Genomic DNA, 24,816 nt, shown 5'->3' with positions numbered 1-24,816 from the left:
CATCTAAGAACAATGATAAAAGTTTCTGATACTGCCAAAAAGAAAATCATCGACTTGATGACTGACGATGGTTTTGACGCCGCAAGCGACTACGTAAGAGTAGGCGTGAAAAGCGGTGGATGCTCTGGCTTGTCTTATGATTTAAAATTTGACAAAACCAAAGGAGAAGACGACAAAATATTCGTAGACAATGATATCCAAATTGCTGTTGAAAAAAAATCATTTCTATATTTAGCTGGAACAATTTTAGAATTTTCTGGCGGATTAAACGGAAAAGGATTTGTTTTCAATAATCCAAATGCAAGCAGAACTTGTGGCTGCGGAGAATCATTCTCTCTTTAGTCAAAGCTGAAAGTCGCAAGTCGTAAGGACTTAAAATGACTTTCGAACTTTAGACTTTAAAACTATTTAGACAATAAAAAAATAATGAGCAAATACACCGAAGACGATTTAAAAATCGAACTGGAAACAAAAGAATATGAGTACGGATTTTATACCAATATAGAATCTGAGACTTTCCCTATTGGCTTAAACGAAGAGATTGTTAGAGCTATTTCGCTTAAAAAAGAAGAACCTGAATGGATGACCGAATGGCGCATCGAGGCTTTCCGTGCTTGGAAAGAAATGATCGAGCCAGAATGGGCAAATGTAAATTACGAAAAACCAGATTTTCAGGCAATTTCTTATTATTCAGCTCCAAAACAAGTAGATCCTAATAAAACTTTGGATGATGTTGATCCAGAACTTTTAGAGATGTACAAAAAGTTAGGAATTTCTGTTGATGAACAAAAAATGATGAACAATGTCGCAATGGATATTGTGGTCGATTCTGTTTCTGTAGCAACAACTTTCAAGAAAACTTTGGCTGAAAAAGGAATTATTTTCTGTCCGATTTCTGAAGCTATTAAAGAATATCCTGAATTAGTAAAAAAATATTTAGGGACTGTTGTACCTCAAAAAGACAACTTCTATGCAGCATTAAACTCAGCGGTTTTCTCTGATGGAAGTTTCTGCTATATTCCAAAAGGCGTTCGTTGTCCAATGGAACTTTCTACTTACTTCAGAATCAATCAAGCAGGAACAGGACAATTCGAAAGAACTCTTGTCATTGCAGATGAAGGAAGTTATGTTTCATATCTTGAAGGATGTACAGCTCCAAGCCGTGATGAAAACCAATTGCACGCTGCTGTAGTTGAATTAATTGCTTTGGATGATGCTGAAATTAAATATTCTACTGTTCAAAACTGGTTCCCTGGAAACAAAGAAGGAAAAGGCGGAGTTTACAACTTCGTAACCAAAAGAGGTTTATGCGAAACAAACGCTAAAATTTCTTGGACACAAGTTGAAACTGGTTCTGCTGTAACTTGGAAATATCCTTCTTGTGTACTTAAAGGAGATAATTCAGTAGGAGAATTTTATTCAATCGCCGTTACGAATAATTACCAACAAGCAGATACTGGAACTAAAATGATCCATTTAGGGAAAAATACTAAATCGACTATTATTTCTAAAGGTATTTCTGCTGGAAAATCACAAAACAGTTACCGTGGTTTAGTGCAAATCTCTTCAAGAGCAGAGAATGCAAGAAACTTTTCGCAGTGTGACTCATTGTTAATGGGTAACAATTGCGGTGCGCATACTTTCCCTTATATCGAAAGTAAAAATCCATCAGCAAAAATCGAGCACGAAGCAACTACAAGTAAAATTGGAGAAGATCAAGTTTTTTACTGCAACCAAAGAGGTATCCCGACTGAAAAAGCGATTGCCTTAATTGTAAACGGTTTCAGTAAAGATGTATTGAATAAGCTTCCAATGGAATTTGCTGTAGAAGCTCAAAAATTATTAGAGATTTCTTTAGAAGGATCTGTGGGATAAAAGTTTAAAGTTTCAGGTTTCAAGTTTTACAAATGCTTTGATCCTTAAAATAGAAACTTTTCACAAAACCTAAATTGAAAAATAAATAGTTTAAACAAAAAAAGATTTTAAAGTAGCATTTCTTAAAACTAAGAATTTGAAACTTTAAACTTTAAACAAAAATAACATGTTAAGTATAAAAAACCTTCACGCCTCAATTGGTGATAAAGAAATCCTTAAAGGAATTAATATAGAAGTTAAAGCTGGAGAAGTTCACGCTATTATGGGACCAAACGGTTCTGGAAAAAGTACACTTTCTGCTGTTATTGCAGGAAACGAAAACTACGAAGTTACAGACGGGGAGGTAATTCTTGACGGAGAAGATCTTGCTGATTTAGCTCCTGAAGAAAGAGCTCACAAAGGAGTTTTTCTTTCTTTCCAATATCCGGTAGAAATTCCAGGAGTTAGTGTAACTAACTTTATGAAAACTGCTATCAACGAAACTCGTAAAGCAAACGGTCAGGAAGAAATGCCTGCAAATGAAATGTTGAAAGTAATTCGTGAGAAATCTGAATTATTAGAAATCGACCGTAAATTTTTATCTCGTTCTTTAAACGAAGGTTTTTCTGGAGGAGAGAAAAAAAGAAACGAGATTTTCCAGATGGCAATGTTGGAACCAAAATTGGCTATTCTTGACGAAACAGATTCTGGTCTTGACATCGATGCTTTAAGAATTGTGGCTAATGGAGTTAACAAATTAAAAAGCGACAAAAACGCAATTATTGTAATCACTCACTATCAACGTTTGTTAGATTATATCGTTCCAGATTTTGTTCACGTTCTTTACAACGGAAGAATTGTAAAATCTGGAGGAAAAGAATTGGCTTACGAATTGGAAGAAAAAGGATACGACTGGATTAAAGCGGAGAATTAATTTGTTTCAGGTTTCATGTTTTTTTAGTTTCAAGTTACAAACTATATTTGTAAGTTTTAACTTAAAACAATAAAAATAGAAATGGCAACAATTAATAGATTTGAGGATTTAGAAATTTGGAAAGAAGCTCGACGATTAGCAAAAGAAATACATTTTATTTCAGTTGAAACAGAGTTAAGATCTGATCTCAGATTTAAAAATCAAATCAAAAGTTCTTCTGGCTCAGTAATGGATAATATTGCTGAAGGATTTGAAAGAGATGGAAATTTAGAATTTCGACAATTTTTATCAATTGCAAAAGGCTCAGCGGGAGAAACAAGATCTCAGTTATATCGAATTTTTGATTTTGAATATATTTCAGAAGAAAAATTCGAAGCTTTAAAAAAGGATTATGAAAATTTAAGCGGTAAAATAAAAAACTTTATCACTTACCTAAATAAAAAAGATTTCAAGGGGAATAAGTTTCAATAGGCAACCTGAAACTTGAAACCTGAAACACCGAAGGAAACAAAAGAACAATGGATTTAAAAGAAAAATTAGTATCGTCTTTTATGGCTTTTGAAGAGCGTGTCGATGTACATTCAGATTTACACGACATACGCACAAATGCTTTAAAAAACTTCGAAAATAAAGGTTTCCCAACCAAAAAAGAAGAAGCTTGGAAATATACATCGCTAAATGCCATCTTAAAAAATGACTTTACGGTTTTTCCTAAGCAGGAAAATGCAATCGAATTTAATCAGGTAAAAAAATACTTTTTACACGAAATTGACACTTATAAATTAGTGTTTATTGATGGTGTTTTTAGTTCACATTTATCTTCTACAACTCACGACGGAATCGATGTTTGTTTGATGTCATCGGCATTGACCAAACCAAAATACAAAATGGTTATTGATACTTACTTCAATAAAATAGCAAGTAAAGATGACAGCTTGACTTCATTGAATACAGCTTTTGCAATTGAAGGTGCTTTTATCAATATCCCACAGAAAAAAGTAGCTGATAAACCAATTGAGATAATGTATTTCTCAACAGGAAACGAAGCTGCATTAATGGTTCAGCCAAGAAACTTAGTTATTGTGGGTGAAAATTCACACGTTCAAATTATCGAGCGCCACCAAAGTTTGAATGAAAATCCAGTTTTAACAAATTCTGTTACTGAGATTTTTACTCAAAAACGTGCGATTGTTGACTATTACAAAATTCAAAATGATAATAGCGAAGCTAACTTAGTTGACAACACTTATGTTTCTCAGCAACAAGAAAGTCATGCTTCTGTTCATACATTTTCGTTTGGAGGAAATCTAACTCGTAACAACTTAAATTTTTACCATTTTGGAGAAAGATTGACAAGTACGCTTAACGGAATTTCTATCTTAAACGACAAACAACACGTTGATCATTATACTTTAGTAAACCACGCAACACCAAACTGCGAAAGTTTCCAAGATTATAAAGGAATTTTCTCTGATCGCTCAACTGGAGTTTTCAACGGAAAAGTTTTGGTAGAAAAAGAAGCTCAAAAAACAAACGCTTTCCAAAAAAGCAACAACATTTTATTGAGTGACAAAGCAACTATCAACGCAAAACCACAATTAGAGATTTTTGCAGATGACGTAAAATGTTCTCACGGTTGTACTGTTGGACAATTAGATGAAACAGCAATGTTCTACATGCAGTCTCGCGGAATCCCGAAAAAAGAAGCAAAAGCTCTATTGATGTACGCATTTTCAAATGCCGTTATCGAAAGCATAAAAATACCAGAATTAAAACAAAGAATTACTAAAATCATTGCCATGAAATTGGGCGTGAATTTAGGATTTGATTTGTAGTCAGGTTTACCGCAAAGACACAAAGGTTATGCAAAGTTCGCAAAGTTTTTTATATAAACTTTGCGAACTTTGCGCTTTTTACTTGGCGTTTGCGATTAAATTTTTAATCTCTTACTGCTAAAACAAACATTATAATTCCAATAAAAAACAATACAATACCTCCTAAAAAACAAAATGTATTTATTATCGAATAACCTAGATTAGTAGAATAACCTAAGCCGATTGAGAACCAACCTCCAATTATCATTAAAACCGATTGTAAAACTTTGTTTTTTATCATAACTATTGTTTACTTCTTCACACTCTCAATTACCTGCTTCAAAAACCCATTAAAGTCGAAACTTTTATCACCTTCTCTTACTCCCATTCTCACCACAACCATATCCAGAGACGGAATAATTGCCACCATTTGTCCTTGATAACCGCTGCAATAAAACATATCACGAGGCACATCTGGAAATTTCCCTCCCGCGTTCAGCCAAAATTGCGCACCGTATTTTCCCTCAGAAGTATTCGTTGGAGTTGCAGTATATTTTACCCAGCTTTCGTCAAGGATTTGTTCGCCGTTCCAGTTTCCTTTTCTTAGATATAACAATCCAAATTTAGACCAGTCGCGTGGCGTTGCCCATCCGTAAGAAGAACCAACAAAAGTTCCTGACATATCCTGTTCCACAATCATCGAATTCATTCCTATTTTGTCGATTACAGCGCTGTACCAAAAATCAAGATATTCTTGCTGCGTTTTAAATTGTCTTCTTAAAATCAGGGATAATAAATTGGTTGTTCCAGAAGAATAATTCCAATGTGTGTTGGGTTTAAATTGAGCCGGCTTATCCATTTGTACTTTTCCCATATCTTCTGCTTGAAAAAGCATTTGTGTAGCATCACAAATGGTGCTATAGTTCTCCTCCCATTCTAAACCAGAATTCATGTGAAGCAAATCGTTAAGCGTAATATTTTTGCGTTCGTCATTTTGCCATTCTTTAACTGGTGCCGGTTTGTAAATATCGATTTTTCCTTGTTTTGCCAAAACACCAAAAGCCGAACTTGTGATACTTTTTGTCATCGACCAGCCTAAAATTTTGCTGTCTTTATTAAAACCTTTATCGTATTTCTCGGCAATTAATTTGTCTTTATATAAAACTACAACGGCGCGGGTTCTTTTTGTTCCGCCACTAGGTTTATCAAAAGCATTATCAACCGCTTTTTTTAATTTGGAATAATCAACATTCGAAAATGCGGTATCTTTTGGCTCCTTATTACCGTAAGGAAAAGGAAGATTATTAACCAATTTGGTTCTCTTTGGCAGCAGATACGGTTTCGAAACATCAAAATCATCATTAATCAAAACAGCACCTAAACCTTCTCTGTAAATCGCTTTTCTTTCTTTTAAACCATAAACATTTGAAGTTGCAAATTTTCCTGCATCATCAATTGCATTCGTTGCCAAATCAATCATGTCGATATCATTGTCGGTTTTTTCAATTAATTCTTTCGAACGATTATCTATAAAATGTCCTGATGCAATACTCTTGGCAGAAAATCCAGAAATCAAATCCAGTTTAGGGTAAGTTGTAAATCCGAAATATAAAAAAGCCAGAACAACTACAAGCAGAAGTACTTTGAGAAATTTTTTCATTGATACGTTATTTTTTATTGCAATATAAATAATTTATGTTCACGTTTTTAGGACTCAAATTATAAATCTGATTCAGATAATTCAGAAAAGTCAACCGATTTTTACAGAATCAGCATTTACGCCTTGTAACAATGATGCCATAAAAGGAAATTATAGAATTCCTGTATAAACAAATTTAGTTTTAGTACTTTTGTAAATAGATTTTTTCTAAATAAGACATGCTAGATATTCAAAAAATAAGAGCTGATTTTCCAATTCTTAACCAAAAAGTTAACGGAAAACCTTTAGTATATTTCGACAACGGAGCTACTTCTCAGAAACCACAAGTTGTGATCGATGCCGAAGTAAAATATTATCAAGAAATCAACGCCAATATTCACCGTGGCGTTCACACTTTAAGCCAGTTAGCTACTGACGCTTACGAGATTTCTCGTGGTAAAGTAAAAGAACATATAAACGCAAAACATGCTCATGAAGTGCTTTTTACTTCGGGAACAACTCATGGTATTAATTTAGTAACCAATGGTTTTGCTTCAATTTTAAAACCAGGTGACGAAGTAATTGTTTCGTCATTGGAACATCACAGTAATATTGTGCCTTGGCAGATGTTGTGTGAAAAAACAGGGGCGGTTTTAAAAGTAATTCCAATTAATGAAAACGGAGAATTAATTCTAGAAGAGTTTGATGCTTTGCTTTCGGAAAAAACAAAGGTGGTTACACTTAACCATATTTCAAATGCACTTGGAATCATTAATCCGATAAAATATATAATTGATAAAGCGCACTCTGTTGGTGCCGCTGTTTTAATTGACGGTGCTCAGGCAGTTCCGCATTTAAAACCAGATGTTCAAGAATTGGATTGCGATTTCTATGCTTTTTCAGGACATAAAATGTGCGGTCCAACCGGAACTGGAATTTTATACGGAAAAGAAGAATGGTTAAACAAACTTCCTCCTTATCAAGGCGGCGGCGAAATGATCAAAGAAGTTACTTTCGAGAAAACTACTTACGCAGATTTGCCTCATAAATTTGAAGCAGGTACACCAAATATTGCCGGCGGAATTGTTCTTGGAACTGCAATTGATTATTTGAATACTATTGGTTTCGAAAATATTCAAGAGTACGAACACGAACTTTTGGAATACGCCACAAAACGTTTATCTGAAATAGAAGGTTTGAGAATCTACGGAACGGGGAAAAATAAAGCATCTGTAGTTTCGTTTAATATTGATGGAATTCATCCGTATGATATTGGTTCTATTATAGATAAATTAGGAATTGCCGTAAGAACCGGACATCATTGTGCACAGCCAATTATGAGTTTCTTCTGTATTCCTGGAACAATTCGTGCTTCTTTCTCTTTTTATAATACTAAAGAAGAAATTGATTTAATGGTTGATGCCGTTAAAAAAGCACAAACAATGCTAAGCTAAAAAAAACTATTTTTATGAGAATATTGTCTTTATTGCTTTTAACGCTTTTTATTGCAACTGGATGCTGCAGTCAAAAAAAAACAGATATGACTTCAACACAAATTGAATATTCTGCCCACTCAAGAGGTTATTACAAAACTATCGTAGCACAAAACAAATCGGTTTTGGTTACTACAGCACGTAATGCTGAACCTGTGCAAATTAATATTGATGATGCAAAATGGAACGAAATTGTTACTGCATTTTCCAAAGTTAATTTAGACAATCTTTCCTCTTTAAAAGCTCCAACTGACAAACGTACATACGATGGCGCTGCAATAGGAAATTTAAAAATAACAAAGGATGGAAAAACCTATGAAACACAAGGTTTCGACAATGGTTTTCCTCCAAAAGAAATCGAAAAACTAGTAAATTTATTAGTTGATTTTGTTAAAGAATAATTATGACAATAAAAGAAATACAAAACGAGATAATAGATGAATTCTCAATGTTCGACGACTGGATGCAGCGTTATGAATACATCATCGAGCTCGGAAAAACGCTTCCGCTGATTAAAGAAGAATATAAAACCGATGAGAATTTAATTAAAGGATGCCAGTCAAAAGTTTGGTTACAAGGTGAAGAACAAGACGATAAAATTGTTTTCACGGCAGACAGCGACGCTATTTTGACTAAAGGAATAATTGCAATTTTAATTCGTGCTTTCTCTAATCAAAAAGCAAAAGACATTCTAGAAGCTGATGTAGATTTTATTGATGAAATAGGTCTAAAAGAGCATTTATCAGCAACACGTGCTAACGGTTTGGTTTCGATGATTAAAAACATCAAAATGTATGCTTTAGCATTTGATTCAAAAAACAAAAATTAAATTTCTTCTGCCACGAATTTCACGAATTAACACAAATTTTAATTCGGGAAATTTGTGAAATTCGTGGCAAAAAACAAATAAAAACAATGGAACAAGAAATAGACACAAACGAATTAGGAGAATCAATCGTAAGAATTTTAAAAGGAATTTACGATCCTGAGATCCCTGTTGATATTTACGAGTTAGGATTAATTTATGACGTAATGGTAAACACAGATTACGAAGTAAAAATTCTAATGACTTTAACTTCTCCAAACTGCCCAGTTGCAGAAAGTTTACCACGCGAAGTTGAAGAGAAAGTAAAAACAATCGAGCACATTAAAGATGTTGAAGTAGAAATTACTTTTGATCCACCTTGGAGTAAAGATTTAATGAGCGAAGAAGCGAAATTAGAATTAGGAATGCTTTAAAAATATTTGTTTCAGGTTTCAGGTTTAAAGTTTCAGGTTACTCAACTTGGAACTTGAAACCTCAAACTTGAAACTAACTTTTCACATGGAAGAAATTATCAATAAAGTTGCCAATAGTGCTTTAGAAGTTTTTGATTTAGAGGATTATTATCCAAAAGGAATGCGTGTGCAGATTGACATTTCGCAATGGCTTTTGGAAGGATTTTTATTGAAAGAAAAAGACTTTAGAGAGCACCTGAAAAATCATGATTGGTCGCAATATCAGGATCAATATGTTGCTGTACATTGCAGTACAGATGCTATTATTCCAGCTTGGGCATTAATTCTGGTTAGTGTTCATTTAGCTCCGTATGCCAAAAAAGTAGTTAACGGAACAATCGAAGATCTAGATGCAAGTCTTTACGAAGAGATTTTAAGTAAAATTGATTATTCTGTTTACAAAAGCAAACCCGTAATTGTAAAAGGCTGTTCTAGAAAACCCGTTCCTATGCGTGCTTATATTTTAGCTGCAAATTATTTACAGCCATTTGCTCGCAGCATAATGTATGGCGAAGCATGCTCTGCAGTACCTTTATACAAAGAATCTAAGAAATAACCTGCAATTACAAGCGATAATTATCTAGTTTCAATTGGTTTTTAGTATATTTGATAATACACTTAAACTAAACAACCATGAGAAAGCTGGCGTTATTACTATGCATTTTAGCGAACTTTGCTATTGTTCAGGCACAAAATTCAGAAAAAGAATTAATTCAGAATACCGAAAAAGCAGTAAAAAAAATTAATGATACTATTGAAGGAGAAGGCTGGAAAGCAAAAGGAACAGTATCTCTTTTGTTAAACCAATCAAGCTTCAACAACTGGATCGCTGGTGGTGAAGATAGTTTTTCTGGAACTTTAGGAATAAACTATGACTTTAATTATAAAAAAGACGATGTAACCTGGGATAATAAAATCCTTGCTTCTTACGGACTTTTACAAACTAAAAATACCGACTTCGGAAAAAAAACCGATGACCGATTAGAGTTTAATTCAATTGTAGGGAAAAGAGCTTTTGGCGAGTGGTACTACTCTTTCTTTTTAAACTTTAGAACGCAATTTACAACGGGTTATATTTACGGTCAGAATGCTAACGGAAAAGAAATTAGAACTGAGCAGACTAAATTCATGTCACCTGGATATCTAACTACTGGACCTGGTATTTATTGGTCTAAAGATGAAAATCTGAAAATAAATTTTGCACCGCTTACTTCAAAATTCACTTTTGTAGACAATGCTTATACAAGCGGAATTGATAGATTTACAGGTCTGCCTTATGTAGATGGCGATTATTTTGGAGTTGACGAAGGCAAAACAATGCGCTATGAACTAGGTTTTTATGCTTCACTTTATTACAAATTGGCTATTATGACCAATGTAACTGCAGAAAACACATTGAATTTATACTCTAATTATTTAGAAGATCCTCAAAATGTTGATATCAATTATTCTTTGAATATCATAATGAAAATAAACAAATTCTTATCTGCTAACTTAGCATTCCAAGCAATTTACGATGATAACGCTTTTGAAGGTCTCCAAACTCGAGAAGTATTTGGTTTAGGAGTTAACTTCGGATTTTAATCTATAAAGTCCTTATTATATTTTACCGCAAAGAGGCAAAGTTTTTTCAAAGCTCAATTTTATATAATAAAAATTCGCAAAGCTGGATGTTATTTAGCTTTGCGAACTTTGTTTTTTATGATACTATAATATAAAAATCTTAACGCTCTTTGCGGTAAAAAATTTATTATTCTTCATTTTCTTCTTCCTTCTCAATCGCATCCTTATAATCTGGATACAAAAATTTATTATAAGGAAAACGAGTAATATGAATTTGTCGAACAGCTTCATAAACCGTTTCTCTAAATTCTTCAAAGTTTTCTTTTTCTCTTGCTGAGATAAATAAAGCTTTGCCTTCTCCTACATCATTCATCCAAGTTTGTTTCCATTCTTCGAGTGTATAATGTTTGCGGGTTCTTTCGGTAATTAAATCATCTTCTTCAATAGTGAGATGACGGTAAGCATCGATTTTATTGAAAACCATGATCGTTGGCTTATCATTACTTTTAATTTCCTGCAACGTTTTGTTTACAGATTCTATATGATCCTCAAAATCAGGATGTGAAATATCTACAACATGCAAAAGCAAATCTGCTTCACGAACCTCATCTAGTGTACTTTTAAAAGAATCAACCAATTGGGTTGGCAGTTTTCGAATAAAACCAACAGTATCTGAAAGCAAAAATGGTAAGTTTTTAATCACCACTTTTCGAACTGTAGTATCCAAAGTTGCAAACAATTTGTTCTCAACAAAAACATCACTTTTACCAATTGCATTCATCAAAGTCGATTTCCCAACGTTTGTGTAACCAACCAAAGCCACACGAACCATCGCACCGCGATTACTACGCTGAATGCTCATTTGCTTGTCAATGGTTTTGATTTTATCTTTCAACAACGAAATTCTGTCACGCACAATACGTCTGTCGGTTTCGATCTCTGTTTCTCCAGGTCCACGCATACCAATACCCCCTTTTTGACGCTCAAGGTGTGTCCATAAACCAGAAAGTCTTGGAAGTAAGTACTGACATTGAGCCAATTCTACCTGAGTTCTTGCATATGAAGTTTCAGCTCGCTGCGCAAAAATATCCAGAATCAAATTGGTTCTATCCAGAATTTTACAATCAATAATTCTCGAAATATTTTTTTGCTGTGAAGGCGTTAATTCATCATCAAAAATTACTGTCGATATTTTGTTTTCTTTTACAAAAAGATTGATGTCATCAATTTTTCCCGTACCCACGAAAGTCTTCGGATTCGGACGTTCCATTTTCTGCGAAAAGCGTTTAATAACTTCACCTCCTGCGGTAAATGTCAAAAACTCTAATTCGTCCAAATATTCATTTAGTTTTTCTTCACTTTGATTTTGAGTAACAATTCCAACAATTACTGTTCTCTCAAAATTTATAACTTCTTTTTCTAACATAGTCTTGAATAAGTTGCAAATTTAATCATTTGTAAGCTACAATCAATTATACAATTTCGTTTTTAAATTTATATCTAAAATTGCTTTTACAGCAAATTATAAAAAAATGGAATTCTGTTAAGCTTACCTCAACAAAATTCCATTTTGAATAATTTCTAAATTTGAAATATTTACTCGTAAATAAACGTTTTTTCTGTTTTTACAATTCCGTTTTCTTCAATTTGCGAACAAGAAATCGGAAAGTTTAGTTTGTTGTATTTGTATTTTCTGCTTACCGCTACTAAAGCTGTAGACGAAGGACTAAAATTCATTTCATTATTGTATGAAATCGATTCAAAGGCAAATTCGTCTTCATGGTAAGAAATCATTGGTACAATTACTTTGTAATTATCACCAAACAAGCTTTGAACAATTAATTGATCCACCGATTTTTTATCATCGTAAGTGTAGGTCTTAGAAATTTTATCTCCAACCAATCCTTTGTGTTTAGATACATTATCGTTTACATAAACGTATTCAAGTTTTCCAATAATTTGTTTATTTCTATCGCGTGAAGTACGTCTTACAATGATTCCGTTTTCAACAAGATATTCGATATCATCTACTAAATTCTGGTGATTCGTGCTCTTTTTTGTAGTAACTTTAATCCTTGCACCTTCATAAACAAATGAAACCACTTTAGTAATATAATTTGGTCCTTCTTGATATTTTTTGACAAACTTTGTAATATTGTTGTCAGCATCATAAGTATAATTTACGACTTCTTTCCAGTCGCTTCCAACCTTATCCTTAACAGTCATATCAAGCAAACCATTTTTGTTGTAAAAGAAATGCTGTACAACGTCTGAAGTTGTTACGGTTTGAAGTTTACCATCTTTAAAGACCATTGTTTTATTTACAATTTCACCGTCTTTAGAGTTTTGGTAATTTGTTTTAACAATATTGATCTGCTTCAATTTAACAGGAGCGTCCTGACTATGCAGTAAACATGGAAAAACCATCATCAAGATGGCAAGAAAGTAGGTTTTCATGAGATATTTGTATTGATTTGGGATGACCAAAATACAAAATTCAATTAAATTTCAGGAATTTGAAATACGAAAACTACAAACTTTTAAATAAAGCTCTAAAAATCAACTATTTAATTTTGAATTTAAAAATTACGTCCTATTTTTCTCCAAAAATCTTAATATCATCAACCATAAAAGCGCCGTTTAAAGTTTTATCTTTTCCAGAACCGATGTATTTAAATGCAATATGAATATTTCCAGAATACGCCGAGAGATCAATTCCTCCAGAGCTTATAAATTCACGTGTTGGTGTTGCTAAAGAAGGAACTTTAGCTTCTAATTTTGTCCATTTTGCCTTGGTAACATTCGAACCATCAAAATTGGTTGAAACATAAATTTCTAACGTATTTAAAGGCGAATCCATTTTTAAATCATGCTGTGCACTTCTAAACGAAAATACCGCATTTTTATATCCTGCTAAATTAATTTTAGGAGAAACCAGCCATGCAATATTTTCGGCTGCCGTCGTGCTTGTAGTATTAAACTCTGCATACCCATTTCCGGAATATACCACACTCTTCCAAAGTTTAGTGGCTTTTTCTACGATATTGCTCCAGCCAGGCAAAACAAAATTTACATTGTTTTTAACGGACTGAAAATCTTCTGCAAAAAACGGGACATTCCTTTTTCCATTCATATCAATGTCACTTTCGTATCTTACCATCAATTGATAATCAGTGCCAAATTTGGTCAGAATCCCTCTTACTTTTCCACTTCCTTCTGGCACAAAATGATCTGCAAATTTTGCATAACTGCTGGTTCTAAAAATAATTTGGTTTCCTGTTTTATCTCGCAGATTCCAATTTGTAGATCCGCCCACATTATTTGATTCTTCAAAATAATGACGTCCTAATGCCGCCTCTGTAAATTCGACATTATTTAATTCTATTAATGTGTTCAATTTATTATCCTTAAGTGCCTCTTCTACAGAAAGTGATTCAACCAAAGTATTTTCATCAATTATTGTACAGGAAGCATTCAGCACATTTTTATAATCATTTTGAGAAATCCTGCCAATTGTTGGATCGCCGGCATTACTTACATATAAACTTCCAATTCTTAATCCGCCATAATATAAATCTGTAAATTGGTTTTTAAGTTTTACATATACTTTATTTCCAACGCGATAATCAATATAAGTATTTGATGCATCTATGGGAACGCTAAAACCAATTGCTGGAGTTTTTGCAGCAGCAATTGTCTGCAATGAAATCGTCTTAAAAAAATTACCGCCTTCGTCACTGGAAACTACATACGCTTCAATAATATCATCGTACAAATATTGTTTGGCTGTATTATTTGAAAGTTCATACACTTTTTCTACAGTCTTATTTACTACGAAATCTGGCTGTGTGCAAACCAATTTCGGCATTTCGACTTCGGTACTGCAGCTCGTGATGATAAATAATGATATTCCAAAAAATGAATTTAAAAATATGTTTTTCATGAGATTTTGATTTACAATCCAATGGTGAGATTTAAAAAATAAGTTCTTCCGTAACCATAATAATATTTAGGACCAAAGGATGGAGTTCCGCTGGAAATATCTTGATTTAAAGCTCTGAAGTTTGCATTCCGCGCCTGTTCAAAACCTCCAGTTTTATATATTGAATTGAAAACGTTATTAACGCTGGCAAAAAGACCTATATATTTTTTACGAATGCGCCATGACTTTCCGCCGCTAATATTTAGTAATGATACAGGATCAAACTTTTCTTGTTTCAATAATTCATTTCCCCTTTCTGAAGTTGCTTCTGGGAAAGGAAAATTATTGGCTGGATTAATGTAAAATTGGGAAGTTCTTGAAATTGGCGAAACATCGATATAACTTTCTGCCAAATAATTAACATTAGCAGCCACCCACCAAAATTTTGGATCGCGATATTCCATTCCAAACGAATAAGCCTGCTGCGGAGTACCTGGCTGTTTGTAATTTTTAAGATAAGCCTGACCGAAATCAAAGGTAGTCTGCGCTCCATCTTTTGCTGCGTTTGCATCATTTGTAATTGATACGTTTGGATTACTACTGTAAACATAATTTCCGTAGGCTGCACACAAAATCGCTTTTACTGTCGATGAAAATTGATATTCTAAACTTAATTCTGCTCCAGTATTTTTCTTGTCTAAATGCGTTAAAGTCTGATTTACAAAAGCATCTGTAGCATCATAACCTGCTCCGTTATCGAAAATTCCTTCGGCATAGAAAAAAGAAATTTTTGAAGTGTTTTTTATTAAAGTATAATAAGCCGTAAAACGCATTTTAAGTTTTGGCGATCGATAAACATAATTAGCTTCAGCACTGCTAATATTTTCACTTTCAATTCCATTAACTATCGAATTATTTAATCGTGAATTTGAAAATGTATTTCTAAGAGAAGGAGCTCTTGTCAAATGCGCTGCATTAAAAAACAACAGCTGCTTTCCAGAGATTTTATACGTAAATCCGCCTTTGAAACCAAAATTTTCAAAGTTAACCTTATCACTTTTTCCCAGTGAAGAAGTTGGATAAAGTCCGTTTTGATACAATCCTTCTCTTTGATAATCGGACATTGCGTATGATTGTGCCAGATAAAATTCTGTTTTATTATAATTAAATTTAAACTGCGTGAAAAGATCTAAAGTATTAGCAAGCAAATTATAATTATACCCATAAATATCTCCTTTCTTAACTTTTCGATCTGGATGCTGTAAATCTGATTGTGAAAGATTTCCTTTGTAAAATGGATCAATATCTTCAAAATATTCTCCGCCTAAAAGATCCAGCAAATACTGAAAATTATGTGATTTTAATTTTCGGAAAGTGAATCCGCCATCAAATGAAATATTTGGAGTAATCTGCGTGTTTAAGTTTGAATTTACTGCAAAAGTCTTATCGTCTGTTCGGTCTTCATAAAGAACATATTTACTTTTTGCAGGTTCATAACCATTTTCCGTTGGATTTTGATTAGCAAGATACATTGACTCCCAATCAATCTGAGGATTTTCTAGAAGTGCAATTGTATTTTTTGCTGCATTTTCATAATCTGGAGTAAACTCACCTGAAAATTGTCCTTGATCTTTCGCATAAAGCGAACTAAAATAACTTGGCATTTTTTTATAATAAACGGGATCTGGACTATCTGCATTTTGATAATCAATACTGCTGTTTCCGACTTTCCCAAATTGATACATAACGCTCGAATTCAGGTTTGTTTTAGCATCAATTTTAAAATAATGATTCAGCATTACTAATGGTTCTTCAACATTTTTAACTCTTGCGTTTCGTTTTTCACCATTCTGAAATCCCCAGTACGAATTGTACTTTTCGCCCATTAAACTGGTCACTTCACTTGTATTTGCCGAATTTTTTCCGCGCGAATTCGGAGTATAAAAGCCTGTAAAATTGAGAGAATTTCTGTTGGTTAATTTCTTTTCGATACTAATAAAAAAAGAATCTGCATTGAAATTTGTTCCTTCAAAATAACCTTCATCAGCCCATCTCTTTCCAGCTGCAACCGCATAAGCCCAGCCAGAAGAATTCATTCCAGATGCATATGTTCCAATTGCACGCCAAGTGTATGTTGTATTGCTTCCAGAAAATGTAAGTGATGTTCCCTTTCGGTATAAGGAAGCTCGAGTTGTTATTTGCTGTGTACCTAAAATTCCACCGAAAGTATAATTTGATGCAGCCGTTCCAACAGAAAATTCTTGATTGCGCAATACATTATTTAAGCCTCCCCAATTGTTCCACTGCGGTCTTCCGTCGTAGATTTTGTTCATTGTCATTCCGTTGAGCATCATGGTTCCGTTTTCACTGTCTAAACCGCGAATTCTAAACCGAGCTTGACCCCAATTAAACGCAGATGCCTGCATAAAGGCATCTTTTGAAGATTGTAAAAGTCCAGATGTCATTTCTGAGGAGCTGTTATCTTCAGAAAAATCATTATCAGACAAAGTAATCAATGCAGCTGGAACTTCATCCGAATAAGTATCTTCTATCTGTAAAATTCCTAGATTAATGTTTTGTTTTGAAGATTGGATTTTTAAAATATAATCTTTGTATCCTTGGTTTCTCAGCAAAAGTAATTGCTCTTTTTGCGGAAATATATGAAGTTCAAATTTTCCATCTTTTGACGTGAGCTGCATCACTGCTGTATTCTGTATCGTCACAACTACATTTTCCAGCGGATTTTGCGTTCGCGCATCAATAACGATTCCAGTAACAGTTATTTCTTGCTGCTGTGCCGATGCAAAAGTACAAGACATTAAAATTAAAGCCGTTAAGTATTTTTTTACCATTAAAAATTCCAATTTATTTTTGAAAATTTTTTAGGATCGCAATCCTTATTCAAAAGATAAAATTGGTTTTTGGAAAAGAAATTCTAAGTTTTACCAGTGAGGCTCTAAATTCAAAAATAGGTAAAATATTTAAATATAAGTAAATTCTTTCAAATTTATTTTAATTAATGAAAAGCTAATTAAGTACTCATAAGTGATAGCTTAAGCTGTAGTGCGAATTTTAGAAACCATAAAAGCGATCAAAACTCCAAATATTCCGATAAAAGCAAAAGAGAATTGAAGACCAAAACTTTGTGCAATATGCCCAATTACAGGAGGTCCCATCAAGAACCCTAAGAAACTTACACTCGAAACAATCGTTAAAGCTTCGCCGGCAGGCACGGTTGGATTTTTCCCAGCAATACTATATACGGTTGGAACGATAGTGGCAACACCCAAACCAACGAACATAAAAGCGATTGTACACGGAATAATATAAGGAAGAAAAACAGCAGTAAAAAGTCCGGCAGAAATCATAACGCCGCTAATCTGCATTACGGGTTCACGACCAAATTTATTGATTAATCCGTCACCCAAAAATCTTCCGCCAGCCATCATAATCATAAAAGAAGTGTAGCCTAAAACTACTAATGCTCCAGGCGCTTGTACAATATCTTTAAAGTAAACACCGCTCCAATCGAACATAACTCCTTCGCTTGCCATACTGCAGAATCCGATTACACCAAGCCAAAGTAAAGCTGTGTCTGGTTTTACAAATAGTTTTTTGCCTTCTTGTTTTACTTTTACTTTTTCTTTGGCTCGCACCAAAAATTTAAAATTAAAAGCAACCATAAGCAAAACTATTCCAGCCACAATTAGAAAATGATGCAGCGGACTTAATTTTAAAGCAAGCATGCCTAAGCCGACTAATGCTCCTGTAAATCCTGCAAAACTCCACATTCCGTGAAATGCTGACATGATTGTTTTTTTGAACAAAACTTCCGTGTAAACTCCTTGCGTGTTTACGGCAATATTGGCTAGATTTCCAAACAAGCCAAACAAAAATAATCCTAAAGATAATTGTAAAGCCGTTGTTGCCAATCCTAAATTAATTAAGCAGAAAACGTACATTATTAAAGAGAAAATCAAAATGCGGTGACTGCCAAATTTGGTAACCATTTTTCCAGAAAAAGGCATAATCATTAATTGCCCAACTGGAAGCGCAAAAAGTATAGAACCCAAATCACCTTCTGTTAAATGCAGAGCTGTTTTAATATCTGGAATCCTGCTGGCCCATGTTGCAAAACTCAAACCCATTCCGAAATAAAACATTCCAACGGCAAAACGAATCCGATTTAAATAAGAAGCCTTTGCCTCTCTAAATACTTTCTTGATTTTACCTTTGGTCTGAAAAAGCGCTAATGGATTAAAATTTATCAGCATATTTAATTTTTAATGAATGATATTTTCAAAAATACTAAAAACACATGTTAAAGCGCATAAAACCTAATCTTATGCACAATATACAACGTTATTGTTTATAAATTCGAAGGTTTTCAATTGAAATCTTCTTATTAAAATTACAACTTTTCAGGTTTAGTAGAATTATAATCTGCGTCATTTTTTTATTAAAACAAAAAAGGAGCAATCTCAACTTTCGAGAAAAACCCCTTTTTATTTATATTTCTCTGTTCCATAGGAACATTTCGTCGGTAGAAAAAATTATATCGTTGCGATATTTTACGTTCCGTAGGAACGTTTGATACATTTAGATTATAAAAATGACAACAAAATCAAACGTTCCTATGGAACGTAAATGTGACTGAACATTATATTTTTTACCGACGAAACATTCCTACGGAATGATAATCCTACTTAATTACATACTTATTATATACTTATTACCTTTTGCTGGGCATTACTTGCAATTGCAGCTTCTATAACCTGCATCACTTTTACACCGTCTTCTGCAGTAACAGGTTCCTTTTTATCGTTTACGATAGAATCATAAACTCCATCAAAAAAACTGAAATAATTACCTTGAAGTGTCGGGATTTTTTCCCTTACTATTTTACCATCAATTTCTGTGTGTAAAAGTCCTTGGAGATTTTCATCTTCTGTTCCCCAAGATTCTAGATTTGGCTTTTTTCCGATTTTTAAATCGTCTTCCTGAACATCTCCTCGAGGTTTTAAGAAAGAACCTTTTTTACCGTGAATGGTATAAGCTGGATTGGCTTCTCTCACAAAAAAACCTGCTTTTAATCTTACTCTGAAATTAGAATAAAACAATGTCAAATCGATCCAGTCGTCTACAACAGAATTTTCTCTGGTTACTCGAATATCTCCAAATACCGATTTCGGACAGCCAAATAAACTCACCGCTTGATCTATTAAATGCGGACCTAAATCTTTTAAAACTCCAGCACCGTCATTTGCCGTTTCTTTATGTGCCTTCGGACTCAATAAAGGATTATAGCGGTCAAAATGAAATTCTGCTTCTATCAAATCGCCTAAAACTCCTTCGTCGATAATTTTCTTGATTGTTTTAAAATCACTGTCCCATCTTCTGTTTTGAAATACAGAGAGTTTCAGTCCCTTTTCTTTTGCAATTGATGCCAGTTCTTTTGCCTCCGCAACTGTTGTTGTAAAAGCTTTTTCTACTACAGCATGTTTGCCTGCCAAAAGGACTTTTTTAGCATATTCATAATGTGTTCCTACAGGTGTATTTACAATTACTAAATCTACATCGTCGTTAAATAATTCGTCTATCGAAGCGTAACTTTTAACGTATGGATAATCTTCTTGGATTAACTTTTTGCTTCTTTCCCAAGAACCTAATAATTCAAATCCTTCGTGAATATCTAAAAACGGTGCGTGAAAAACTTTTCCCGACATTCCGTATGATAAAAGTGCTGTTTTTATTTTTTGCATGTTATTTTTAGTTTTTTGCCACAGATTAATGTGATTAAAAAGGATTTTTGTTTTGCCACGAATTTTACCAATTTACACGAATTATTTTAAACTTTTAAAGCAACGATTTGTGTAAATCGTGAAATTCGTGGCGTAAAAAAATTTAAATCTTAGCTCGTTCGTATTGTTTTGGCCATTGAATTTCGCTGTCTAATTCTTTAGCGAAATCTAAAGGCAAATTCGGATTTCTCAAAGATTCTCTAGCGAATAAAATTAAATCGGCTTGACCGTTTTTTAGTATTTCTTCGGCTTGTCTGGCTTCGGTAATTAAACCAACTGATCCGGTTGAAATATTAGCTTCTTTTTTTACTTTTTCTGCAAAAGGAACTTGATAACCTGGGCCAAGTGTAATTTTTTGATGCGAAACCAATCCGCCCGATGAAACGTCGATTAAATCTACTCCTTTTTCTTTTAATATTTTTGAAAGCTGTACAGATTCTTCAGGATTCCATCCGTTTTCTGCCCAGTCAGTTGCTGAAATTCTAACAAATAATGGTAAATCTGAAGGCCATTCGGTTTGAACTGCTTCTACAATTTCGAGTGTAAAACGAATTCTATTTTCAAAACTTCCTCCATATTCATCTGTTCTCACATTAGTCAATGGAGATAAAAACTGATGCAGCAAATATCCGTGCGCTCCGTGAATTTCTAAAACCTGATATCCAGCTTCTACCACTCGTTTTGTTGCTTCTTTAAAATCTGAAATCACTTTTTGGATTCCGTTTTTATCCAAAGCTTCTGGAAGAAATGGTTCGTCATCATGATACGGAATCGCACTTGCAGAAACGGTCTGCCATCCGCCTTGAGCGAAATCTAATTTTTTATTGCCAAGCCACGGAGCAGAAACACTTGCTTTTCGTCCCGCATGCGCCAATTGAATTCCCGGAATTGAATTTTGAGAAATAATAAATTGGTTGATTTGTTTTAATTTTTCGATGTGTTCGTCTTTCCAGATTCCTAAATCTGAAGGAGAAATCCTTGCTTCTGGAGAAACTGCAGTCGCTTCCTGAATAATTAATCCCGCACCTCCAGTCGCTCGACTTCCTAGATGAACCAAATGCCAATCGTTTGCAAAACCGTCTTCTGCAGAATATTGACACATTGGAGAAATTGCAATTCTATTTTTTAAAGTAATTTTTTTTATAGTTAATGGAGTAAATAATTGTGAAGCCATAATTGTAACTTTTGAAGATTTTATGCTGCCAATTGAAAATGACAACAGTTTAAAAAGTAAAGTTACGGCATCTTGCTAAAACGAGAAATTGAAATGTTTATTAATTAACAAACATTTAAATCAAATTCTATTCAATACTATTTATTGCAAACAATTCTTTCTCAATTTCTGAATATTGGCTTTTTTCAAACTCAGTAATGTTTTTATTTTGAAGTAAAAAGATTTTGTCACAATCCCTGTAAAGTATCTCTAAAATATGCGAAGAAATAAAAATAATACTCTTTTTTGAAAGTGCTCTAATATGGTTCATCAACAAATAATTTGATTCTAAATCGAGACCGTTAAAAGGCTCATCCAAAATATAGATTGCAAATTCTTTTTGAAAAACGGCATTCAGATATGTTTTCTTTTTCATTCCGGTAGAAAACTCTCGAATTAATTGATTACTTGGAACTTCAAATATTTGAGACGTGCTTTTTCTTTCTACATCTACTAAATGGGCATAAAAATCGTAAAATTCGACAGCGGTAAGTTCTCCATAAATTGGAGGATCTGTTGGAACCCAGCCTGCATTTTGCAGTACTACTTTTTCTTCATTAACAGAACAGCTTCCATTAAACTTTTCTAAACCTAGAATACATTTAAAAAGTGTTGTTTTACCTTGACCGTTTTTACCAATGACACCATAAATTCCAGGCTGATCAATACTGATAGTAATGTTTTCTAATATTGATTTGTCTTTATATTTTTTCTGATCAATAATAATCTTCAACATGTTTTTAATTCGTTTAAGTTTTGAATCGTTTTTTTATAAATAAAAGGTGTTGCCAACAATGGAACTCCAAATAAAAAAATACTTGAAGCTATAAAAAGAGTAAAGAAAATCTGCTGTAAATAATTGTTATTAAAATAGATATACTTGAACAGAAGATTTAAAAGAGGAACAATAAATATAAAAATGAGAAATATTAATTTCTCCCACTGCAGTAAGAAACACAATGTTAGAGCTACTGGAAGCAATAAATAAGCAGTATTAATAATTGAATTTTTAAACTGAAAAATCAAGTATTTTTTGGCACTAAAAGGATTCTGTTTTATTTCTTCTTTTGTTTCTCTTTCAAAGGATGGAACGCAGGTTATTAAAGACAAACCTAAAAAAACCGCATACAATAGATTTTGATTTTTACTGTTTACCGCCATAAAAATAATGGTAATCAAAATTGGAAGAATATAAATCAGCTTGTATTTTCTAAAAGAGATATGCCAGTAGATATTAAATGTATCAAAAGGATATTTAATGATTTTTAAATTGAATTTAGGAGCATTGATTAATAGAATCTTAAACAAAATAATTGCTGCGATAAAAATAAATTCATTCTTTAATAAGAGTACTAAATAAAATGGAGATGAATAAATAAGGTATTCTATAAATAGAATTAATTTATAATTTTTCTTCATTTTTAGAAGCTCTACATCTAACCTCTGCAAATGATAAACCACTATCTCCAAGAAAAGGAGGGGAGCATAACTCCTGAACTTTTCGAAGTTTTTATAAATTAAAAATGCGCTGACAAAATGGACTGCTATAATTAGAAATACTGCCAGATTATCATCTTTAGAAACTAATTTTCTAAAACGAACCAAAAACAAATAATGTAAGATTGTTCTCAATATTTTTTTTCCGAAATTTACTGTTTTTTATTTATAACCAAAGAATAAAAGCTCATTTTACAAATACTTGCCGAAGATATTTGTAACAAATAATCAAAAATGTTACTAACAAACGAACAATATTTACTTTATTGAAAAGTAAGGTCAATTATTAACAAACATTTAAAACCTTAAACATTATCTTGCGGTCTTAAATTAAATAAGAAAACGCTACTTTTGTGCGTTAAATACGAACTAAAAATAAAAAATGGATATAGTTATCAAACTCTCTCAATTTCTATTGAGTTTATCTTTACTTATTATTCTTCATGAATTAGGGCATTTTATCCCTGCAAAATTGTTTAAAACAAGAGTCGAAAAATTTTATTTGTTTTTTGATGTTAAATATTCACTTTTCAAAAAGAAAATAGGAGAAACAGAATATGGTATCGGATGGCTTCCGCTTGGAGGTTATGTGAAAATTTCTGGAATGATTGATGAAAGTATGGACAAAGAGCAAATGGCTCTGCCTCCACAGCCTTGGGAATTTCGTACTAAACCAGCTTGGCAGCGTTTAATTATTATGCTTGGCGGCGTTACTGTAAACTTTATTCTGGCTTTTATTATTTATATCGGAATGGCTTTTGCCTACGGAGATACTTACATTGCTAATGCGGATTTAAAGGATGGTGTTGCAATTGAAAATCCTGCTATGATTAAAGCTGGATTTAAAACGGGTGATAAAATCATTTCTATTGATGGTAAAATTGTAGAAAATTTCGATAAGGATATGAACATGAATATCATTATGGCTAAGCATGTTTTAATAGAAAGAGATGGAAAGCAGCAGACTATTACAATGCCGACTGACTTTGTAGACCAGCTTTCTAAAACAGATAAAGGACTTCTTATTGATATACGGAGACCTTTTGCAATTGGAAAAGTGGCTGAAGAGTCTCCTAACCAAAATTTAAAACCAAAAGATTTAATTCTTTCTCTTAACGGGCAAAAAATCAAATACTTTGATGAAGCAAAAGCAATTTTAGAAGTCAATAAAGGAAAACAAATTCCTGCTGTTGTTTTACGTGATTTAAAAGAAACTCACATTACTTTAAATGTTGCTAATGATGCAAAACTTGGCGTTTTCCCTGGCGGTTTAGACATGAAATCATTAGAAAAACTAGGTTACTATAAAATCAGTACTAAAGAATATGGTTTCTTCGAATCTATTCCGGTTGGTCTTGAAAAAGGTAAAGATCAATTAGTAGGTTACGGAAAACAATTGAAAATGATTTTTAATCCAGAGACTAAAGCTTACAAACAAGTTGGCGGTTTTGCAGCAATTTTCAATATTTTCCCTACTTCTTGGAGCTGGGAAGTATTTTGGTCAATCACGGCTTTATTGTCAATTATGCTTGGAGTTATGAATTTATTGCCAATTCCAGCACTTGATGGCGGCCACGTAATGTTTTTATTGTATGAAATGATCAGCGGTAAAAAACCAAGTGATAAATTCCTAGAGAATGCGCAAATGGTTGGTTTTGTTTTACTTATTTCACTATTACTATTTGCTAACGGAAACGACATTTACAAAGCAATTGTAGGCAAGTAAAAATATTTAATAAAAAGAGTGAAAATGTTTTTGAGAAACTAAAAATAGTTTTATATTTGCACTCGCTAAAAAGAGCAACAAC

At 33.1% G+C, this 24,816-nt stretch carries 23 protein-coding genes; 12 read left to right on the top strand and 11 right to left on the bottom strand.

Annotated elements, in window-relative coordinates; genetic code table 11:
• Nucleotides 1-12 precede the first annotated feature (12 nt).
• From ASE40_RS04640 to sufD, 5 genes are all read left to right on the top strand, one after another.
• Nucleotides 13-342 (top strand): HesB/IscA family protein, encoded by a 330-nt coding sequence (locus tag ASE40_RS04640; protein WP_012023267.1) that lies wholly within the window; start codon nucleotides 13-15, stop codon nucleotides 340-342.
• An 84-nt stretch (nucleotides 343-426) separates the two neighbouring features.
• Nucleotides 427-1,875: a Fe-S cluster assembly protein SufB gene (gene sufB / locus ASE40_RS04635; protein WP_057115631.1), complete on the top strand. Its 1,449-nt coding sequence runs from the start codon at nucleotides 427-429 to the stop codon at nucleotides 1,873-1,875.
• Nucleotides 1,876-2,041: 166 nt separating this feature from the next.
• Complete coding sequence (gene sufC, locus ASE40_RS04630) at nucleotides 2,042-2,788, top strand: Fe-S cluster assembly ATPase SufC (RefSeq protein WP_029271512.1); 747 nt, start codon at nucleotides 2,042-2,044, stop codon at nucleotides 2,786-2,788.
• An 81-nt stretch (nucleotides 2,789-2,869) separates the two neighbouring features.
• The gene (locus tag ASE40_RS04625; protein ID WP_057115629.1) at nucleotides 2,870-3,259 is read left to right on the top strand and encodes a four helix bundle protein; all 390 of its coding nucleotides are present in this window, start codon (nucleotides 2,870-2,872) and stop codon (nucleotides 3,257-3,259) included.
• 47 nt (nucleotides 3,260-3,306) lie between these two features.
• Complete coding sequence (gene sufD, locus ASE40_RS04620; RefSeq protein ID WP_057115626.1) at nucleotides 3,307-4,623, top strand: Fe-S cluster assembly protein SufD; 1,317 nt, start codon at nucleotides 3,307-3,309, stop codon at nucleotides 4,621-4,623.
• A 103-nt stretch (nucleotides 4,624-4,726) separates the two neighbouring features.
• On the opposite strand, the gene ASE40_RS21960 is transcribed toward sufD, so the two are convergent.
• Both ASE40_RS21960 and ASE40_RS04615 read right to left on the bottom strand, forming a co-directional pair.
• Nucleotides 4,727-4,903, bottom strand: a complete 177-nt coding sequence (locus ASE40_RS21960; RefSeq protein ID WP_157848498.1) for a hypothetical protein — start codon at nucleotides 4,901-4,903, stop codon at nucleotides 4,727-4,729.
• A 9-nt stretch (nucleotides 4,904-4,912) separates the two neighbouring features.
• Nucleotides 4,913-6,262, bottom strand: coding sequence for a serine hydrolase domain-containing protein (locus tag ASE40_RS04615; protein ID WP_057115624.1), 1,350 nt, complete (start codon nucleotides 6,260-6,262; stop codon nucleotides 4,913-4,915).
• Between the two features lie 218 nt (nucleotides 6,263-6,480).
• Between ASE40_RS04615 and ASE40_RS04610 the strand changes: the two genes are divergently transcribed.
• The 6 genes from ASE40_RS04610 to ASE40_RS04585 all read left to right on the top strand — a co-directional run bounded on the left by ASE40_RS04610 (nucleotide 6,481) and on the right by ASE40_RS04585 (nucleotide 10,596).
• A complete protein-coding gene (locus tag ASE40_RS04610; protein WP_057115622.1) occupies nucleotides 6,481-7,695 on the top strand; it encodes an aminotransferase class V-fold PLP-dependent enzyme in 1,215 nt (404 codons plus the stop codon).
• Between the two features lie 14 nt (nucleotides 7,696-7,709).
• A complete protein-coding gene (locus ASE40_RS04605; RefSeq protein ID WP_057115620.1) occupies nucleotides 7,710-8,135 on the top strand; it encodes a hypothetical protein in 426 nt (141 codons plus the stop codon).
• Between the two features lie 2 nt (nucleotides 8,136-8,137).
• Complete coding sequence (locus ASE40_RS04600; RefSeq protein ID WP_057115618.1) at nucleotides 8,138-8,563, top strand: SufE family protein; 426 nt, start codon at nucleotides 8,138-8,140, stop codon at nucleotides 8,561-8,563.
• A gap of 86 nt (nucleotides 8,564-8,649) precedes the next feature.
• Nucleotides 8,650-8,973, top strand: a complete 324-nt coding sequence (locus ASE40_RS04595) for an SUF system Fe-S cluster assembly protein (protein ID WP_025570977.1) — start codon at nucleotides 8,650-8,652, stop codon at nucleotides 8,971-8,973.
• Between the two features lie 85 nt (nucleotides 8,974-9,058).
• A complete protein-coding gene (locus ASE40_RS04590; RefSeq protein WP_057115616.1) occupies nucleotides 9,059-9,568 on the top strand; it encodes a DUF2480 family protein in 510 nt (169 codons plus the stop codon).
• A gap of 77 nt (nucleotides 9,569-9,645) precedes the next feature.
• A complete protein-coding gene (locus ASE40_RS04585; protein WP_057115614.1) occupies nucleotides 9,646-10,596 on the top strand; it encodes a DUF3078 domain-containing protein in 951 nt (316 codons plus the stop codon).
• Nucleotides 10,597-10,762: 166 nt separating this feature from the next.
• Here the strand turns inward: ASE40_RS04585 and hflX are convergent, their stop codons facing one another.
• The 9 genes from hflX to ASE40_RS04540 all read right to left on the bottom strand — a co-directional run bounded on the left by hflX (nucleotide 10,763) and on the right by ASE40_RS04540 (nucleotide 23,143).
• Entirely contained in the window at nucleotides 10,763-12,001 is a 1,239-nt protein-coding gene (gene hflX, locus ASE40_RS04580) for a GTPase HflX (RefSeq protein WP_057115612.1), read from the bottom strand.
• A 170-nt stretch (nucleotides 12,002-12,171) separates the two neighbouring features.
• Nucleotides 12,172-13,032 (bottom strand): hypothetical protein, encoded by an 861-nt coding sequence (locus ASE40_RS04575; RefSeq protein ID WP_057115609.1) that lies wholly within the window; start codon nucleotides 13,030-13,032, stop codon nucleotides 12,172-12,174.
• A gap of 136 nt (nucleotides 13,033-13,168) precedes the next feature.
• On the bottom strand, nucleotides 13,169-14,518 hold the full coding sequence (locus tag ASE40_RS04570; RefSeq protein WP_057115607.1) for a DUF5689 domain-containing protein: 1,350 nt from the start codon (nucleotides 14,516-14,518) through the stop codon (nucleotides 13,169-13,171).
• Between the two features lie 11 nt (nucleotides 14,519-14,529).
• A complete protein-coding gene (locus ASE40_RS04565; protein ID WP_057115605.1) occupies nucleotides 14,530-17,349 on the bottom strand; it encodes a carboxypeptidase-like regulatory domain-containing protein in 2,820 nt (939 codons plus the stop codon).
• A 201-nt stretch (nucleotides 17,350-17,550) separates the two neighbouring features.
• Nucleotides 17,551-18,771, bottom strand: coding sequence for an MFS transporter (locus ASE40_RS04560; RefSeq protein WP_082586744.1), 1,221 nt, complete (start codon nucleotides 18,769-18,771; stop codon nucleotides 17,551-17,553).
• 447 nt (nucleotides 18,772-19,218) lie between these two features.
• Nucleotides 19,219-20,259 carry a Gfo/Idh/MocA family oxidoreductase gene (locus ASE40_RS04555; RefSeq protein WP_057115603.1) on the bottom strand — a complete coding sequence of 347 codons (1,041 nt, stop codon included), beginning with the start codon at nucleotides 20,257-20,259 and terminating at the stop codon, nucleotides 19,219-19,221.
• Between the two features lie 142 nt (nucleotides 20,260-20,401).
• On the bottom strand, nucleotides 20,402-21,472 hold the full coding sequence (locus tag ASE40_RS04550; RefSeq protein WP_057115601.1) for an NADH:flavin oxidoreductase/NADH oxidase: 1,071 nt from the start codon (nucleotides 21,470-21,472) through the stop codon (nucleotides 20,402-20,404).
• A 127-nt stretch (nucleotides 21,473-21,599) separates the two neighbouring features.
• Nucleotides 21,600-22,247: an ABC transporter ATP-binding protein gene (locus ASE40_RS04545; RefSeq protein WP_057115600.1), complete on the bottom strand. Its 648-nt coding sequence runs from the start codon at nucleotides 22,245-22,247 to the stop codon at nucleotides 21,600-21,602.
• The gene (locus tag ASE40_RS04540) at nucleotides 22,241-23,143 is read right to left on the bottom strand and encodes a hypothetical protein (protein ID WP_128414929.1); all 903 of its coding nucleotides are present in this window, start codon (nucleotides 23,141-23,143) and stop codon (nucleotides 22,241-22,243) included. Before ASE40_RS04540 ends, ASE40_RS04545 begins: the two co-directional genes overlap by 7 nt.
• A gap of 247 nt (nucleotides 23,144-23,390) precedes the next feature.
• Between ASE40_RS04540 and rseP the strand changes: the two genes are divergently transcribed.
• Nucleotides 23,391-24,734 carry an RIP metalloprotease RseP gene (gene rseP, locus ASE40_RS04535; protein WP_057115595.1) on the top strand — a complete coding sequence of 448 codons (1,344 nt, stop codon included), beginning with the start codon at nucleotides 23,391-23,393 and terminating at the stop codon, nucleotides 24,732-24,734.
• The last annotated feature ends 82 nt before the right edge of the window (nucleotides 24,735-24,816 follow it).

The organism is Flavobacterium sp. Root935, from assembly GCF_001429295.1.
Taxonomy (GTDB): domain Bacteria; phylum Bacteroidota; class Bacteroidia; order Flavobacteriales; family Flavobacteriaceae; genus Flavobacterium.
The sequence above is the reverse complement of the archived record's forward strand: the minus strand, read 5'-3'. Positions and strand labels throughout refer to the sequence as shown.